Raw genomic sequence first — 18111 nt, 5'->3', positions numbered from 1 at the left:
TTAATAAAAGAAGATGCCCGATAACCTTTGAAATAAGGCTCCGAGCATCTTTCTGTGGTCCTTCATTGAGAACGGATTTACTTTACTTATGAATTACGTTCTTATGTCATACAGATTCGCAGGTAACGCCTGCACAAATGGTGACCAGTCACTAACAGTATATAGATGAAGTCGGTGCATGGCACGTGTGCATGCCGTATACAGAAGCTTGCGATCATATTCCTGGCTGTAAGCAACGGGTGAAGCATCATAGACCAGGACAGCATCGAACTCAACGCCTTTGGCGAGATACACAGGAATAACCATGATTCCTTTTTCAAAAATCTGTGTGTCCTTTGTTATGAGCTGCAACCCTTCGCCGCCTTGACTTTGCAACCTTTCATAGGCGTCACGGCTTTCAGCCGCGGTTTTCGTAATCACAGCGATGGAATCGAACCCCTCCGCCTTAAGTGCGGCGATGTCTGCGAGAATCTGCGCACCACGCAGCTTTTCGTCCTTCAATCCTGTTAAAAGAGGCTTCTGATCTCCCCTTTCAAACGGTCTAATCTCTTCTCCCCCTGGTAACATCTGTCTCGTGAATTCAACAATCTCTTTGGTTGAACGATAACTGCGTACGAGCCGTATCAAAGTAGTTTCGCCTTCTCCGTAAAGGTGAACCAGTGGCGAGTTGGATGCTGCCAAATCCGTAGCCTGCATAAAGATGGCTTGCCCGAAATCCCCCAGCACCGTCATGCGGGCACGAGGAAACAGTTTCTTGAGATATTCGTATTGAAACGCCGAATAATCCTGGCCTTCATCGACAAAGACATAACGAATCTCTGTGTTCGTCCGTACGCCTTCGATCATCTCTTTTACATATAAATACGGAGTAGCATCCTCATGGAACAGCTTGTTCTGAAGGATCATGGCCTTGGTCTGTTTACAAATCTCAGGCCAGTGCTGTGGGGGGATTGCCCCATTCGTTTGTTCCCGATAAGCGGTCTCATCTACAAATAGTTGTTCATATATCCCTTTCACATCCACGAACTGAAATTTCCGCACACTCTTTCTTAAAGGTTTAAACATGTCTTTCACCAGTTTCTGACGAAGCAGCTCCTCTTCTCGCACTGCAAAGTTAAAGGCACCCTCATCTTGCACTGCGCTGTCATTACCGTTATCTCGTGCTGCGTATTTTTCCGCTACATCGAATACAGGCTTTTCTTTGTGCAACATGCGGAAAGCTTCCACATACTCATCCGTGTCCAGATAATTCAACTCCTCCAGAACCCAGTCTGCTTCCCGTTCCAGACGTTCCAGCGAAACAAGTTCTCTCAGCAACCATTCCTGCAAAAGAAGTATACGGTTGGACAAGGTAAGATTCTGATCCAAATTGTAAAATTGGGTCTTGATTTGGTCTGAACTGATGAATTCACGTCCCCGAAATTGAATGCCGTTAAACCGCGTCCCCTCTCTTCCTAACCACTTACCGTAGTTTTGGAGCACTTGCAGGAATGTCTCGGAAGCTTTGTACTTGATCGCCTCCATACGAGCTTCATATCCCGGATCATTCTGAGCTGTCAGCACATATTCAATCTGATCAAAGGCATCCTCTGGTCGGATGGAGGAATCCAGCCAATAATTCAGGTATTCCTGGAAAGTCGTCTGCTGCATATTCTCTTCCCCAAGTTCCGGGAGCACAGTCGAGATATAACTGGTAAACATCGGATTCGGCGAGAAAAGTACAATCTGATCTGCTTTAACTGTCTGGCGGTGTTTATATAGTAAGTAAGCGACTCGCTGTAACGCAGCCGACGTCTTGCCACTGCCAGCTGCCCCCTGAACGATAAGCATTCGGCTTCGGTCATCACGGATGATGGCGTTTTGTTCCTTCTGGATAGTTGCTACAATACTCTTCATTTGTGAGTCTGCACCCTTGGCGAGCACTTGCTGCAACAGTTCGTCACCAATCGTCTCAGTTGAATCAAACATGCTATGAAGCTGCCCATGTTGAATCTGGAATTGACGCTTGAGCTCCATCTTTCCGTCGATTCGTCCTGAAGGTGTGTCATAACTTGCTGGCCCGGGAGAGTGATCATAGTACAGACTTGCAATTGGCGTACGCCAGTCATAGATTAGAAAGTTCAATCCATCTTCATCCATGAAGGATGATACACCGATGTAGATCTGTTCAGTCAATGTCATGCCTTTTTCCTTATAGTCGAAACGGCCAAAGTACGGCGTCGGAAGCAGTCTCTTTGTATTTTTCCATTGTTGTGTTAACAGCTTGTGCCCGCGCTCCCTCTCGGCCAACACTCTGGACTGCTGATTAATGGTATAGAATGCATCTTCAAAATCACTGTACGAACCCGTATTAATCGTCACTTCTTCCCAGAACCGTTTACGAATTTCGGCAGCCTGTTCATGTAGTCCTGCAACCTTCGGTTCCAGTTCGTCGAGTCGTGCCTGAAGCTTGTTCCTCACCTGTACTAATCTTTCCTCTTCCAACTTCCAATCGTTTGTTTTATCCATGAATGAGTCCACTCCCTTTTCCATTTATTAGGACCAAAAAAGAGCATTGACAAATCGGAATGTCGGATGTAAAATTAAATTAGGAGAAATAATGATTCACCCTTTACATTCAATAGAAATGTCAATTGCGCTATAGATTATATCATGGCTTTTTTTCACGTTCAATGCTTTTTTTCGTTTTGTCTGAGTTGAACAATAAGTTATATTGAATAAGATGTCCCTCGAGCTACACTGTGGGCATCTTTTTTTTGTGTCCTGGGCATGGTTCATACCCTGAATGCGCTGTAAGCTATACACCCCTTTATAAATTCGATAAAATGAACAAAACATGAAACATGAGTTGATGCTTTCTAGGAGGGATACATAAATATGAATATAGAATCTGTGGAGGACCGTTGTCCTGTTGAGTTTGCAGTCAATATGATTGGTGGGAAATGGAAACTATTAATTATAAATCGGCTCATTCGCCATTCAACAATTCGATTCAATGAATTACAGAAAATGCTTGACCCCATTACGCATCGCACGTTAACCAGGCAATTACGAGAACTTGAAGAAGCTGGTTTGATAAACCGTGTTACCCACCCTGTAGTTCCGCCTAAAGTCGAATATTCCCTTACAGAAAAAGGACAAAGCCTGACTTCGATCTTGTTTCAGCTAGGTGATTGGGGATCGAAACATATGTAAAACGCCTTCCCATAGTATCCTAAGGGATACTCTATATCATTAATGTGCGTACTTACGCTCCTATTCTAAATTCGTTATGCTGAGGTCATTGCTGAGTGTTAACTCATTCATTCCAATCACATATTGAAAGGAAGTTATTGACCACTATGACACAGAATGATCGATTTTTAGTATATGGAGCATCGGGCTCCCAAGGCGGCGCTGTCGCTCAATTACTCGTTCAACACGGTTGTGAGGTTCGCACGATTACTAGAAATGAGGCAACAGCCAAAACACTAAAGGAACAAAACATTGAAGCTTTCATCGGGGATCTATCAGATGTGGAACAGCTCCATACGGCGCATGAAGGTGTGAGTAAAGTATTCCTGAACCTGCCGGTGGAGTTCAATCCGGATAAGATCAGACAATATACCAAAAATGCAATTGATGCTGCTATACAGGCAAACGTTAAATTGATTGTAGTTAACACGGGTACCTATGTTCCTGACCCTATCACCCATTCCAAAGGAATTGAATTGAAACGTGAAGTTATCCATGAATTGCAGCAAAGTGGTCTTCCATATATCATTGTGGAACCCATTGTATACTTGGAAAACTTCCTGATTCCCGGAATACTGAACAATGGCGTTTTGGCCTACCCGGTACCAGCAGACAAGCCGATCTCCTGGATTAGCTTAAACGATGCAGCTCAATTCCACTATTATGCCTTGACTCATTCGGAATTGGCAGGAAGCATTATCCCAGCACCCGGATTAGAAGCCCTGACAGGTACACAATTAGCTGAACAATTCAGTGCTGTATTAGGTGAAAAGATCAGCTTCATGTCTCTACCTTTTGATCATTTTGAAGCAGCGATTCAGCCTTTGTTGGGAAGTGAGACAGCAGCAGGTCTTAAAGGATTGTACCAATGGATTGATGGGCATACAGATCTTCTTCCACGGTATCAAGAGTTGGATGATAATATCAAAGCCAATCTTAAATTAACCAAAATAAGCGATTGGATTCATCAAACAATGATTAAACAATAGTTTTCATTAGAAATCCCCTCTCGCCTGCTATTCATGAACAAGCCATTTGAATCTCCAACGGAGAAACGAGTGGCTTGTTCTTTTTATATGAGAACTTTAATGGGCTCAACTGATTCAGATTCAGAGATTATGATAGGAATAGGCAAAAGTTTGATAGAAATGTGGTACAGGTTGTTACATTTGTTATGACATAATAATGTGTAAATAGATCACCATACAGGTGGCAATAATAAACATTAGAAAGGATTTGAACATAACATGGAATATACGAAACTTGGTAATACAGGCTTGGACGTATCTCGATTTTGCCTGGGATGTATGGGATTTGGGGACGCCAGTAAATGGGTTCATGAATGGGTACTGAATGAAGAAAATTCTCGCCCCGTGATCAAAAAAGCACTGGATCTAGGCATTAATTTCTTCGATACAGCTAATGTATACTCTCTGGGTACAAGCGAGGAATACCTTGGTCGGGCATTAAAGGATTATGCCAATCGGGATGAGGTTGTTATTGCTACCAAAGTACACGGACAAATGCATAAAGGACCCAACGGTTCCGGGCTTTCCAGAAAAGCCATCCTGAGTGAGATTGATAAAAGCCTGAAACGATTGGAAACGGATTATGTAGATCTGTATATCATTCATCGTTGGGACTACAATACGCCTATTGAAGAAACCATGGAAGCCTTACATGATGTGGTGAAGTCCGGTAAAGTGAGATATATTGGCGCTTCAGCCATGTTCGCATGGCAGTTCCAAAAAGCATTACATGTAGCAGAGAAAAATGGTTGGACCAAGTTTGTCTCCATGCAGAACCACTTGAACCTGATCTACCGTGAAGAAGAAAGAGAAATGCTGCCTTTATGCAAGGAAGAAAAGATTGGTGTTACTCCTTACAGTCCTCTAGCTTCAGGCAGGTTAACCCGTGACTGGTCCGTATCAACACTTCGATCCGAGACAGACCAAATTCAGAAATCCAAGTACAATGCGACAAGTGATGCGGATCGGCTTGTTGTTGAACGAGTTGCATCCATTGCAGAAAAATACGGTGTCCCTCGCACACACATTGCACTTGCCTGGTTGCTGCAAAAAGACACTGTAGCGGCACCAATTATCGGTGCCACCAAAATATCGCATCTGGAAGATGCGGTAGGTGCTCTTTCCGTTAAGTTGACCTCAGAAGACGTAACATTCCTTGAGGAGCCTTATGTACCTCACCCTGTAGTAGGTGCTCAATAATCGCTTTTGCTTAAAATATAGAAGACCTCCTCTTTCCGTATCTGGAAGTTGGGGGTCTTCTTTTTATATCGCGATTTATTTGCGCCAAAATGTTGAACATTCTGCCTTATCCGCTATATTGAACTCAATCATTCTCTCAAGTAACGAAAAATCAATCTCCTGTTTCCACTTCATCCGCACCAACTCTTTGGTGTGATCATAACCCGCCTGTGTGATCTCTTCCGAAAAACGATTAATTCCTGCCTTCTCGGGAGCAACAGCCAAGTGTTGTTTGGATACACTAAAACCAATAATAAATGTCTCATGGTCGGTAAACATCGGTTGATTCCAGGCTATTTTTTGCTTTAAATTCGGGAATTTTTCAGTAATCCAGTTCAAAACTTCTTCCGTTCGTGCCTGGTGTTCCGGGTTATCGATGCGTGCTATAAATTCTGCAAAGGTCTCCATTGGTTCCCCCTATATTATGAAATATACTATTTAATTTTCCCCATTCAAACTCATTCTATCATGAATATCAAATTCAAAAAGCCTTATCGGTTGTTTTAATGCAAAAAGAATTTGTAACAACAAAGTTCTCTTTAATAGGCCGATATCTATGACCTTAGCGTAGCCCTTAGCCGCAAAGACTTTATAAATCCATTCGGGATACTAATTTCATGAGAAATATTAGCTATAGATAATATATTTGAAACAGGTTGCAAAATTATTAATCCAATGGAGACATTGCATTTGAACTACACTTCAGAAAATCAAATTGACGGTTTACAGCTTGTTGTTACAACCGTTTTCAATTTGCCGACAAATATAACTGTAAAAACATATGGAATAAAGCAAGATGGAACTTCCCTTATGATTTCAAGCCCAATAATTCGTAAGATACTCCCAGGCCCCCTACACCATTAATCCCAGTACAAAAGTTACTCCAAGAAACTATAAGGCAATTCAAATATCTAATGCTGTTAGAGCACAATTCTTCTAAATGATATCTTGATTCAATAAGATTTTGGATTATCTAACGCTCCCTTAACATTTCGCAAATCGTTTCTTTAAATATTAACTAATGAACTTTAACTTCGGACTAATGAGTAGATAATTTATCACGCAGTTCTTTTTTATCTCTGAAAAACCAATCACAGTACCAAATTTCATATGCTTCTATTACCGTCTTTTCTTTATGAAACGGCTGAGTAAACTTGTGATACAGTATACTGCCCTCATTGCCGACATTGTAGCTTTCTGTACACCATGAGATGAAAGGATCAAGGGCCGAAGCAGCATCACCCAATATCAAATAACCAGGTCCGTCTCAAGGTCGCCCGACAGCTCATCGAAAAAGAAGCAGGCTGCAAACTATCCCCTCAAAGTAGACATTGAAAAAAGAGATCATGTTGAACTCAATATTGAAAATTGGAGGGAATTTTTTCTATGTCATCGAAAAAATACCAAACTTTAATCAATATAGTGAAGAAACGAAGGAAGAGGCTGTTCGTTTGCGATTGGAAGAAGGTTGGACATTCAGTCGGATCGGAGTTTGGTATTAAGAGTGAGAACCAGATTATTACTTGGGTACGGAAAAGCCAAAATGGAGAGAGTTTTGAGGATTATCGAGGACGTTGGACGAAGAAGCATTTTAGCAGTGCAGAAGAAGAAAATGCTTATCTGAAAGCACGGGTATAATATCTAAAAAAGCTCAATTCGAATTTGCACGGAGAGGGAAGCTGGATTTCGAAGTCCGGTGCCAGTCCGTTCGAGAAATAAGTAAGTGGGCACCTGTGGTTTGGTTGTGTAAAATTGCTGAAATTTCTCTTGCAGGTTACTACAAATGGAATAAGATATCGTCCTCAGAGAGAAACGAGCAGATCGGGATGCGGCTCTAAAAGCACATATTTTAGGCATTCACCGGCTTCGTCCTTATTTCGACTACAAACGTATGCGAGCCGCGTTAGGAAAGGAAGGCCTCGTGGTGAATCACAAAAAGGTACGCCGCTCAATGAGAGAACTTCAGATTCGTTTTGTGGTTCGCAAGAAACGCCCATTTGTTGGCCGTAAACCGTCAGTTCTGTTCCGTAATGTCTTGAACCGGGAATTCTCGGCGATAGCTCCTGTGTAGAAGCTCGTGACGGATATTACGTATGTCCGAATTGGGTATGATTTTGCTTATCTTTCGGTTGTGATGGATCTGTACAACTACGAGATTGTAGCTTGGGAACTCTCCGAGTGAAATGACTTAAAACTCTTTATGGACACGGTAAAGAAACTGAAATGTGGACCTGCCTTGCTCCATTCGGACCAGGGTTTCCAGTATACAACACAGAGCTAGACAAGTTGCTTGAAGAGAAGAAGGTAAGAGGAAGCCTTTCCCGGCGTGGGAACTACTATGATAATACATGTATTGAGTCGTTCTTCTCCCATTTAAAGACGGAGAAGTTGTATTTTGAGAAGCCCCAGAATCTGGAGCAAGCAAGGAACCAAATTACAGAGTATAGTTTGTTTTACAACAAGGACCGTTTCCAAAACAAACTCGGCGACCTCTCCCCTATGGATTTCCGGGAAAAAGTCGCCGCTTAATGGAATCTCTCTTTTTTATTTGTCTACTTGCCGGGGCAATGACTACAGACTCTCCCTTTTTAAAATAACATTACCGGGTAACTTAACAATAAATTGTTTTGACTTTCCTGTTAAAATGAATATATTCATGAAAAATCGCGCGCGCATTCCAACCAACTTATCCCTATTTTCAAGGAAATATCCGAAGTTATTAATTAGCGGCATTCGAAGTAATTAGTAATTTTGGGCTTTTGAATAGGCATTGACTTTATTCATAGCTAAATCACGAGTGGTGTGGATGCCAATTGAAAAAATTGGATAATTGTTGTTTCATCAGCAACGAAAATCTCCAAATATAATCATTTGGTACATCATTCACCCTTATTCTTAAGGTTATGTTAAGTATTCGTTGACCATGGATTATCCTACTACATCTAAGCAGCCAACGGCTTAACATCTGCTCTTCTATTTATTACTCCGTAGAACTCTTTTATCTTCAGTCAAGAATCATGTCAAAATATTTTCGATTTATATGGTTAGGCAATCTCAATCTGTTCAACAATTTTTATTATATTGTATGCTGTATCTGGGGTTTCCAAATTATCTCCAAAACCAAAAACGATATCTTGGTTGTCTCTTCTATATGGTTCCTCTTTTCTATCTGACCTCTCCTCTTTATCAACCTTGTACCTTCGTTCTAATTTCTTTATCTCACCCGTTACAGTTTGTCTTTAACTGTCCATTTGAAGAAAAGGACAGCCGCATTCCATCTTCAAGAGAAGTAATCATCTCATAAATAAGAACATTAGAAGTGTACAAACATTTTGTTATTCTGCATACTATCACATGACAACAACTGATCAGTTGATCGTCTGCCTTCTTATTTAATTCAAGTTAGTAAAAGCACATTTTATTCATTCAGTAGTCTTACATACACAGCATATTCTTTCCCTACGATTAGCGAGAGGGACACTAGCCTTTTGGATAACCGGATTTCCGACTATAAATCTTTTCTCTATGTATGCAATGAATATAAGACCTTGAAGACATAATATCTCCAAGGCCTTTAAGTTTGTTATTCTATTAATGATACCTCGAATACCTTCTTAACCTTATCCAGAGTATCCTCAAAAAATAAATCCTTATTTGTGAAACCTAAATAATAATCGTAGTCTTCTTCTTCATCAATGGACGAATAATATTCCTGATGAAATAGTACGTTTGAATATTCTCCGAAACTTTCGCTTCGCTTAATAACAACACATCTAAATAAATTATCAATTTCAATCGCTTTAATCATATCCTCTTTTGTTGATGCGGAGAACCATATGATTGCCGGTGGTGTCTGATTTGGTCCATCCCAATGAGGTATAGATTCCCCCCAGGGCAAAACCCATTCCGAATTCACAAAAATACTTCTCTCTAAAATAAACTTCTGTGTGCTCAAATCAAATAGATTTATATTCCTTTCGTAAAAGGAAAATAATATCATGGAATCTCCTATAACAAAAAAACTCAGTAAGTCTGCAATTTCCTCTGACGACAAATTATGCTTAATCATACCATACGTCTGTTTAAGATTTATTTCCAATTTCATCATCCTATTCATTCGAAATAAAAATGATCCGATTTAGTTTTTCCAGTCTTAGGGTCAATAAATTGAAAATGTGTTGGAACATATTTGTCTGGATTAATAACATCCCTTTGGAAGTAATGAATCTCTCCAATTTTTTTACCATTGCTTGTCACATCTGTCTTCATTATATCGGTTGTATATTGAGTACCTTCTTTGAAATTATTCCCTTTTAACCATTTCTTTTGATTTCCCACACTTGTCCATTTCTTGTATTTACTAACATCCACAAACTCACAACCTGTATTATGCACCCATATACCCAAATCCGTTACATAATATGTGTGATAATCAGCAACAGTAAAGTTGTAAACCGTAACTGGTTCATCAAGTTTAGTATACTCAACCCTATCAATTTTTAGATTGCTTCCATCAGCCTTTTGAAGTTTATCACCCGATAACAGTTCGTCAGCGAACAGCCACCCTTTACCTTCAACCCAGAACGGATGATTGTCTGTCGTTTCAATAACCTGTTCACCAACATACAGTTTAATAATATCATCACGCTGGTTACGGAATAAGCCTGTTACTTCCTTGTATGCTGTATTTCCAGTAGGATTATTCTCATTTTTAGAAAGAACCTTATCTCCGACCTCAATGTCTTCAATATTTTTCTCACCTTTGTCAGTCTGTACCTTAGTACCAGCTGTGAAACAATTACACCCTTTCGACGTAATAGATGAGCCTTTCCCTTTAGTTATTGCCGCTCCTGTTAGGCCAACGGCGCTATCAAGTATAGCTTCAACAGACTTCGCCGTAGTCCAAGTACGATCAGTAAAAGCATCCAGATCTGCCAATAGGGCTTTTCGTGCCCAATCTGCTCCTCCTTTTGTATTAAATTGAGAGTAAGGACTGGTTTGAGTTAAAACTCCATATCGAAATTTGAACGTCATATTATCACGATCGCCATAAACCTTTTGGAAGATTACCCCAAGTTGACTACGATTACTCCAGTAAGCATCTGACTTACTTTTAAACGACATAGAGTCTCTTAACATAAGATCAATCTCGTAGTACGTTGAATTTTTTATATGCCCACTCGGATCAACATATTTTAAGGGATTGTTGCTCACGTAAGCATATAAGTTTTGACTCAGCGGGTCACTTAATTCACCCTCGAACGAATCTTCGTTAATGAAGCGTCCCATTGCCGGATCGTACCAGCGTGCTCGCAAATATTGAAGTTCTGTTGTATCATCCCACAACTCACCAGCATATCGGAATGGATTGTGAACCGTTTCTTCCTTGGTCAGGATGTTACCCCAAATATCATACTCATATTGGTTCAAAATTTCCCCTTGCTCATCCCGTAGTTCGGTGGTATCCCCATGTGCATTAGACTGTACATAGGCTTTGCTACCATCTGGATACTGGATAGCTTCCAACTGAGCTCCCCTGATATAGTTCGCTTTTAGCGTTGACGTACCGTCTCGAACTTCAGCTTCGGCAATGATCTGTGCGTTATCATCATAATAATAACGAGTGATGATACCATTCTCCGTACGTTCCACCAGCAAGTTGTCACCATTGTACTTGTAGTTTACCTGAGTACCCTTCTTATTCACGGAAATCAGGCGGTCTCTCATATCATACGTATAGGTACTGTCTTTAACATCGATTTCCGCATCACTAGATAATGTTAAACGATTCCCCTGTTGATCATAGGTATACTCTTCTTGATTTACATTATATGTCAAAATTCGGTCGAGCTTGTCATATGAGAATGTATCGATTGAATCACCATGTATCCGATTCACAATATTTTTATTGTTATCGTATTCATAGGAATAGCTGTTCAGTAGAACTTGATCCTTTACCTGATTCGAACCAATCAGATCCAAGCCCTGATACGTTTTAAGATCCTGAACCCCGTTCTTTGCGCTAGCTTCGCGGCTTAAACCGTTCATGTAGTAACTGTACTGCTTATCCGGAGTATCCTGTGACGTACCTACTGAAACAAGCCGGTTCATCGTATCATATCCATAGTAGACTTTCGTTCCAAACGGACCGGTCATGGATGTGCGGTTACCAAAGCTATCATATTCAAACGTCGTTTGCTTACCATCTGGATAGGTCATTTGCTTTAACTGTTCTGTTGCAGTGTCATATTCATATGACGTAGTTCCCGTTTGATCGATCATGCTGGTACGATTACCCACTCGATCGAAAGTGAATTGGATCGTTTCTTCAGGGCTACTCTTAGCAAGCAAATTGCCCCGTACATCATAATTGAAAAGAAAAGCATTGCCGTTTCGATCAATGAATCTGCTTAAGGAACCGTCTGGATTATAATAACTTTTTGTGGTATTCCCCTGCTTGTCGGTTGTTTGAATTCGACGCCCCAGCTCATCATAACGACTTTGTTTTACATTCCCAGCTGCATCAGTCGTTTGCACGAGATTGCCCAGCATGTCATAAGCGTAGCGTGTTTGTTCACCGTTCGCACTTTTCACCACAGTTAACTGTCCCTGGACGTCATAACTGTACTCCGTAACCTGGCCTTTGCCATCCGTTTCTTCCAGCAAATTACCGTTTATCGGATCATGCGTCATCTTTTTAAGCACTCGAAGTTCATTGTCTTGTTGTGCCTTCTCTGCGACTTGAATTATTTGTCTCCACCGATCGGAGGTTTGAACTTGTGTATATCCTTCAGCGTCAGTCGTTGTCGCTGTTCGGGCTGAATCATTGAATTTCACTGTTGTTATTGAACCATCCGCGCCTGTAGTTGATACAACTCGATTCCATGCATCATATTCCAAATGTGTCCGATTGCCCAGACCATTTTCACTCCAAATCGCACGTCCGTACGGATCATACCCCGTACGTGAAACGACCACATAGATTCCACCCTGGTAATAACCCGATTCAATTTCCTGGCCGAGCGAATTCCACTTTGTTATCCGTTTCTGTCCGTTCTCATCGGTTACTGTAATTCGGTTTCCCACATCATCATAAGAAGCACTCAGGACACTGCCATCCGTCTGAGTAACCCGAATAGTTCGTCCAAGCGCATCATATCCGTATGATGTCGTCCGCTGGGATGCATCCGTTGAACTCATTAAAGCCCCATTAGAAGGTTGGTAGGTTCTAGAAGTCAACACGGTGCTTTTTTTTCCGTCAACATCTGTTACTGATGTACTCGTTCTCATTGGAAAAGCTTGTTGATAGAGTGCGTTAAACTCCAATGTCGTTACTTGTTCCTGAGCGCCGTTCTTCAATCGCTGTGTAAGCAGGTTGCTAAATGTGTCATACGTGTAATCAGCCTGACTGATAAGGTCACCACTGGCACTATTTTTACGGATGACAATTTGAGTGATATCTCCATTTGTGTTGCGTGTGAGAACAGCAACCTGTTTATTGGAGGCATCTACTACTTCGGTTATGCTGGTTAGCCAGTGCCGAGTTTCATCATATGTGCTGGTAACGGTTTTTCCACTAGCATCCGTTTGAGAAGTTACGTTGCCATAATCGTCATACTGTATGCTTGTAGTCAAGGTGTCCTTTGTCTGATTATCCGTTACAGCCACTGTAGTCGGTTCGGTTGCTGGAATGCTCCGGCCTTTCAATACTTTTCCATACGTATAAGCTGTTGTAAGGTTCTGCCCTTCGGCGCTAACGACCATCTGGTCGAGATAGAAAGAAGTTGGCGTATCTGCGTTAAGGACCTCTTTACGGAAATTATATTTCGTCTCTCTCAGTCCATCACGGATGGTAGCCCCAAATGTAGCCTTCTGCCCATAACTTGCTCCCAGGTCTGAAGTATAGCTTACTGTTTGGCGGTTGTAATCTTCAGTTGTGCCATTTTCATAGGTTAACTGATCCTTACGTGTTAGTACGCGGTATGCTTCGTTCAGTGAGTCAGCTCCGATATAGCGTTTCACTGCAGAGTTCTCATATTCATAGAAGGTCTTTGCTCCAGTTTGATGCTGAACGGAGGTCAGCAAAGCGTATGGATTGGATACCGCGCGTTCTGGGCTAAAGCCAAGCAAGTTAAACTTCGCATCTGCTAGTTTATAGGAATAGGTCGTTTTTCGACCTAGCGGGTCGATGACTGAATCCAGTAATTCAATCCCATTCTGGGTTTTCTTTTGATACGTAACGGTACGATCTCCTTGCCGAATCGTCACGGCCGAAGGTGAGTAATCAATCCGGATCGTATTTCCAATGGCATCCTTGACCTGAGTTAGTAATTTACTCTGATAGGTTGCATTTTGTTCATAAATGAATTGAATGTCGTTCTGCCGGGAATCGGAAAGTTGAAGTAAGCGTCCATCGGCGGTGAAGTATTGTTTTGAGAGTCCATCGGCCGAAATGATAACTTGTTGCGATGTTTCTCCATTGACAGTTACCGACGTGTCCTGGGTTACGCTGGTACCTTCCCAATCCGCACCCTTAAGCTTGCTGCCAACAATTTCATATCGGCCACCATCGGCCATTACCACAAATGATTTCTCGTTATCCTTTTCAATATATGGTAGTTTCCAAGACCAACCTTTTCCTAGCGGCGTACGCTTGTCCGCTGCTGCAGGCACCGTTTTGTTAAAGTAGGTTACATCCATGTTGCTTCCTACTTGATATGCGCGAGTTTCCCCAGCAGGTTGTGCAGCGATATAGTAGTTATAACCATCGTCAAACGGATAGGGTATAGGATATCCGGGATTTGCATTAAATGTTTCTTTCCAAGTATTAGCTTCAGACCATAATTCAGTGGCATCTGTAGCTAGCGTGGTTGCGACTGCGCTTCCCTCCGTGATTTCAGTTTCCACCCAAGGTTTTTCACTCACGTTGTATACTTTACGTTGTTTCGCACCGTTCCCCAGACTTACCCAGGAATCATATTTCCGTGAGGAGTAGGATCCAGGTTTTTCTACTGTGCCTGCATAAGATTGCGAATAACTACGTGTATCCGAAGCCGGAATTGTCACAGATCCATTGTAATAGGCTGTCCAAGACTTGGTACACGGATAATTAGCCCCCGCTTTATTGGGTGAAAGACAGGCCTTTGTATTTGTCACGGAAGTACGGGTCAATGTTATGGTTTTACCCTGTACCGTCGCTGTTTTGGTATCTGGACATGGACTCCCAGCTCCAGTTTGTACCCAATTTCCTTTAGAGTCATATTTTCCCGAAATTTCATTGATACATGTCTGTTGCGGTGCTGTGATTGTCTGAGCTGGTGTGTATTGTCCAGAGATAACTTTTGCGCTTCCAGATTTGTTTAATGTTCCAATGAATCCACCCTCGTTATAGGCCATAGTGGCAGGAAAGTTATCTTGATTGTTGTATTGAGTCTTCTGTACAAAAAGTGGTTCAGGCTCGGTAAAGTACACGATTCGATGACTAGCCACTTCTTTGGCTTCGGATTCAGTTGTGTAGGTTCCCTTCTTCATCGTTTTCGTTTCAATGATTGCCGTTTCGGAATCGACTACTCCATCCCCATTGTTATCCCACTGAATCGACATATTTTCCGTATACTTAACGTGATATTTAGGAATTTTCTTTTTCTTCACAGCATTATACGTTACAAAGTATTGATATATTGGATATTCGTACGTATTATAGCCTACGTCCATATCATAGAATTGTGCTGAAGTTGAGTTATACTGCCGTTCGAGGGTAAAAGACATTCCTCCTCGTCCAGGTAAAGTGGCATCGGCATGTTCGAGAATAAGTCCCCCACTGAGTGTAGAGATGGTTTCGCCATTTTCACCCACACTATATGGCGCTTCATTAAACGATTTTCGATCAAATACGGGTGCTTTCTCAGACACATGCTTCCCTGGGTCAGGGACACTTGTTGAGGCAGCAAGCGGCTGAATGGATTTCAATTCTTTTGAATCGCTTTCTTCCGTTGTTGCCTCCTCTTTGTTTTCCGTAGAATCCGAATCAGGAGTTGTTTCTAACTCTTGGTTGTCTTTGTCATTTGCATCAACTTGTTCGTTTTCAAGTTCTTTCTCTTCCTGGACAGGCACGGACTCATCAGGCGTTTGTTCCGAGGGCTCTTCCTTTTTCACGTTCGACTCTTCCTCGTCATCGCTCTCCGTGATTGGATCTGTCGGTAAATTAGAGTAGACCTCCTCAGTCACCGCATAAGTTTCATAACGCTTCATAATTCCAGATTGTTCCGCTTCGACACTGATAATTGAAGCATCATTTTCAATAGTAGGGTCAGCATATACATCACTGGTTACGGTAGCTGATTCGTTGACCTCCTCAGGGTGAATTGCCCGAAGCGCCTCATCGAAGGATATTCCGCTTTCTCTGGCTTTGTAAAATGCAGCTATTATTTCATTCAGATTGTATCCTTGATCCAAATAACGCTGGATGAATGAAGCCGTGGTACCGAATTCATCAATGAGAATTTGGATCGTTTCGGGTGAAGGAGCTTCATCTTGAGCATATGATTTCGTAGGTAAGGCGTTTCCCATCAATCCTGACAGCACGGCTACGATTAAAATGATGGATATTGTTTTCTTCATAAAATAATTCAAAAGTTGTTTCTCTCCGTTTCAAATTAAATAATAGCTATAGGTTGGTTGAACGTGTAAACATAAAAGTAGCAAGCTTGGAATGTATAGTTAGGCGTACTCATACATCCTTCTGTCCATTTGAGAGTTAAATAGCTTTTCTCTGAGATGACTAATTGTCATACGTCATTATGGAATTTGTAAGAGTATCTTCAACAGTTACTAGTGAGAAGAACAGACTCTGTCAATCAGTTGAACGTTAATCTGTTAGGGATTGACTGGATTAATGATATTTATTTTTATTAAATTTCCATTTTTGTCGTACTCATAAACTATCTTCTTGCCGGAATCATATATAATGCTTATCAATTGACCTGCCGAATTGTAAGTAAAACTGTATTTTTGTTTCTTCTTCTTAATTACAACGCTACTTTGTTCAGACTCATTACCTAGCAATCCTCTAGTCGTAATATAAAAACGATGCTCTTGATATGGATCAAGGTTATTGATGACATATTCTCTCTCATGCGTGTTCCCAATTAAGACACCATTGTGATAAATATTAAAACCATCTAGGCTATCATCATCTCCAGTGAGGGATGTCCAATTTAAATGCACAGAAGAGGGATTAGTAAGTTTTAAATTCAATCCCTTGGGGACTTCCAATGAATAATCATCGACCAATATGCGTTTGGGCGTAGATGTCGTTGTTCCATTGTTCGTTACGTCCATTCCCCACAAGTAAATTTTAGAGGAATTACTGATGGCTGCGCTGGTATTTGCGCCGGCAGAGATGGAGACGATGTTTGTTAAACCCTTCACATTAACCGGCACCAGGCTGTTAGTCGTTGTCCCATCACCTAATTTACCTCTGGTATTAGCCCCCCACGAGATTACAGTGCCATCTTCCTTCAAAGCAAGTACATGACTGGTACCTAAAGCTAGTTCCTTTATTCCCTGTAATCCTTCAATCTTGGACGGTGTTATTTTTTTTGTTTGTGTTCCATCTCCCAGTTGCCCAAAAGAATTAGTACCCCATGACCACACATCGCCATTTATATCAATTGCTGCCCCATAGCCTGCCTTTTGATAGATATGCTTTACTTTAGCAGCAAATTTAATCTCTATCGGATTGAGTGAATAATTCATTGTCTCATTTCCAAGTTGATGAGTGGCATTTGTTCCCCAACCCCATACCGAGCCGTCACTCTTCAAAGCGTACGTTGTCGAATAGCTTGCAGCTATTTCTACGACACTTTTAAAATTTGGTATCTGAGTTGGTACGGTACGTGATTGAGTATCACCCAACCCCAGTTCGCCTGAAGAATTTGAGCCCCATGTCCAAACCCCACCATCGTTAGTGAGTAATACACTAAAGTTTGAACCTGTTGCTATTGCCTTTATGTTTTTCACTGAGGTAATCAGATCTGGGATCTCAACATCTGTAGTTCCTAGCCAAGAAAGTAACGTTCCATCAGAGGTCAAAGCTAAACTTCGAAAACCTCCGGCAGAAATATCAACAACGTTCGAGGCAGATGAGATCACTCCGATGCCATCAAATGCAATTCCCGGACGCCCCAGCAAACCAGGAAGATTCATACCGGCTGACCATATTGAACCATCTCTACCTAGTAAAAAGAGATGTTGGGTCCCAACTGAGACTTTATTTATTTCGTTTAGCTTCTTTTTCTCAGCTGCATCCACTTTTTCATTTGTGAAAATCCCAATACTAAGTATTAGAATTAGCACCATAATCGATATTCCCCGTAACTTCATGTGCAGGTTTCCCCTTCGTGTACATTTTTCCTTGTGCAATAATTGAAATTAATTCTTGATCATTCTGTACTTTCCACCCTCTCTTTAACATTTAGCTTTGTCTGTTTTCAAAAACAGCTTTCCTATTATCGTTTATTTGGCAATTTTAAGAAATAGGCTTTTTTTGTCGAATTATAGATATTTTTGTCGATTTATTCCCAGTGTACTCAGGCTAAAGTTAATTTAT

General features: G+C 41.3%; 8 protein-coding genes and 1 pseudogene. 4 read left to right on the top strand and 5 right to left on the bottom strand.

The genetic code is table 11. The features are described 5' to 3' along the window. Positions 1-93: 93 nt before the first annotated feature. The gene (helD, locus tag NST38_RS14745) at positions 94-2508 is read right to left on the bottom strand and encodes an RNA polymerase recycling motor HelD (RefSeq protein WP_076253009.1); all 2415 of its coding nucleotides are present in this window, start codon (positions 2506-2508) and stop codon (positions 94-96) included. Between the two features lie 369 nt (positions 2509-2877). Here helD and NST38_RS14740 point away from each other — a divergent pair, with 369 nt between their 5' ends. From NST38_RS14740 to NST38_RS14730, 3 genes are all read left to right on the top strand, one after another. Continuing rightward, the gene (locus tag NST38_RS14740; protein ID WP_074095024.1) at positions 2878-3195 is read left to right on the top strand and encodes a winged helix-turn-helix transcriptional regulator; all 318 of its coding nucleotides are present in this window, start codon (positions 2878-2880) and stop codon (positions 3193-3195) included. 146 nt (positions 3196-3341) lie between these two features. Further along, positions 3342-4223, top strand: coding sequence for an SDR family oxidoreductase (locus NST38_RS14735; protein ID WP_076253008.1), 882 nt, complete (start codon positions 3342-3344; stop codon positions 4221-4223). A gap of 258 nt (positions 4224-4481) precedes the next feature. Continuing rightward, on the top strand, positions 4482-5462 hold the full coding sequence (locus NST38_RS14730) for an aldo/keto reductase (RefSeq protein ID WP_076253007.1): 981 nt from the start codon (positions 4482-4484) through the stop codon (positions 5460-5462). 75 nt (positions 5463-5537) lie between these two features. Here NST38_RS14730 and NST38_RS14725 read toward each other — a convergent pair whose 3' ends face one another. After that, positions 5538-5909 (bottom strand): iron chaperone, encoded by a 372-nt coding sequence (locus NST38_RS14725; RefSeq protein ID WP_062834357.1) that lies wholly within the window; start codon positions 5907-5909, stop codon positions 5538-5540. A gap of 938 nt (positions 5910-6847) precedes the next feature. On the opposite strand from NST38_RS14725, the pseudogene NST38_RS14720 reads away from it, so the two are divergent. After that, positions 6848-8030: pseudogene (locus NST38_RS14720) on the top strand (IS3 family transposase). Positions 8031-9084: 1054 nt separating this feature from the next. Here the strand turns inward: NST38_RS14720 and NST38_RS14710 are convergent. The 3 genes from NST38_RS14710 to NST38_RS14700 form a co-directional block, all read right to left on the bottom strand. Continuing rightward, positions 9085-9609 carry a hypothetical protein gene (locus NST38_RS14710; protein ID WP_256720116.1) on the bottom strand — a complete coding sequence of 175 codons (525 nt, stop codon included), beginning with the start codon at positions 9607-9609 and terminating at the stop codon, positions 9085-9087. A 5-nt stretch (positions 9610-9614) separates the two neighbouring features. Then, positions 9615-16121 (bottom strand): polymorphic toxin-type HINT domain-containing protein, encoded by a 6507-nt coding sequence (locus NST38_RS14705; RefSeq protein ID WP_179087921.1) that lies wholly within the window; start codon positions 16119-16121, stop codon positions 9615-9617. A 255-nt stretch (positions 16122-16376) separates the two neighbouring features. Continuing rightward, complete coding sequence (locus NST38_RS14700) at positions 16377-17885, bottom strand: RCC1 domain-containing protein (RefSeq protein WP_076253005.1); 1509 nt, start codon at positions 17883-17885, stop codon at positions 16377-16379. Positions 17886-18111: the final 226 nt, after the last annotated feature.

This window comes from Paenibacillus sp. FSL H8-0104 (genome assembly GCF_038050215.1).
GTDB classification, from domain to species: Bacteria; Bacillota; Bacilli; order Paenibacillales; family Paenibacillaceae; genus Paenibacillus; species Paenibacillus amylolyticus.
This window is presented reverse-complemented; position numbering and strand designations above follow the sequence as displayed.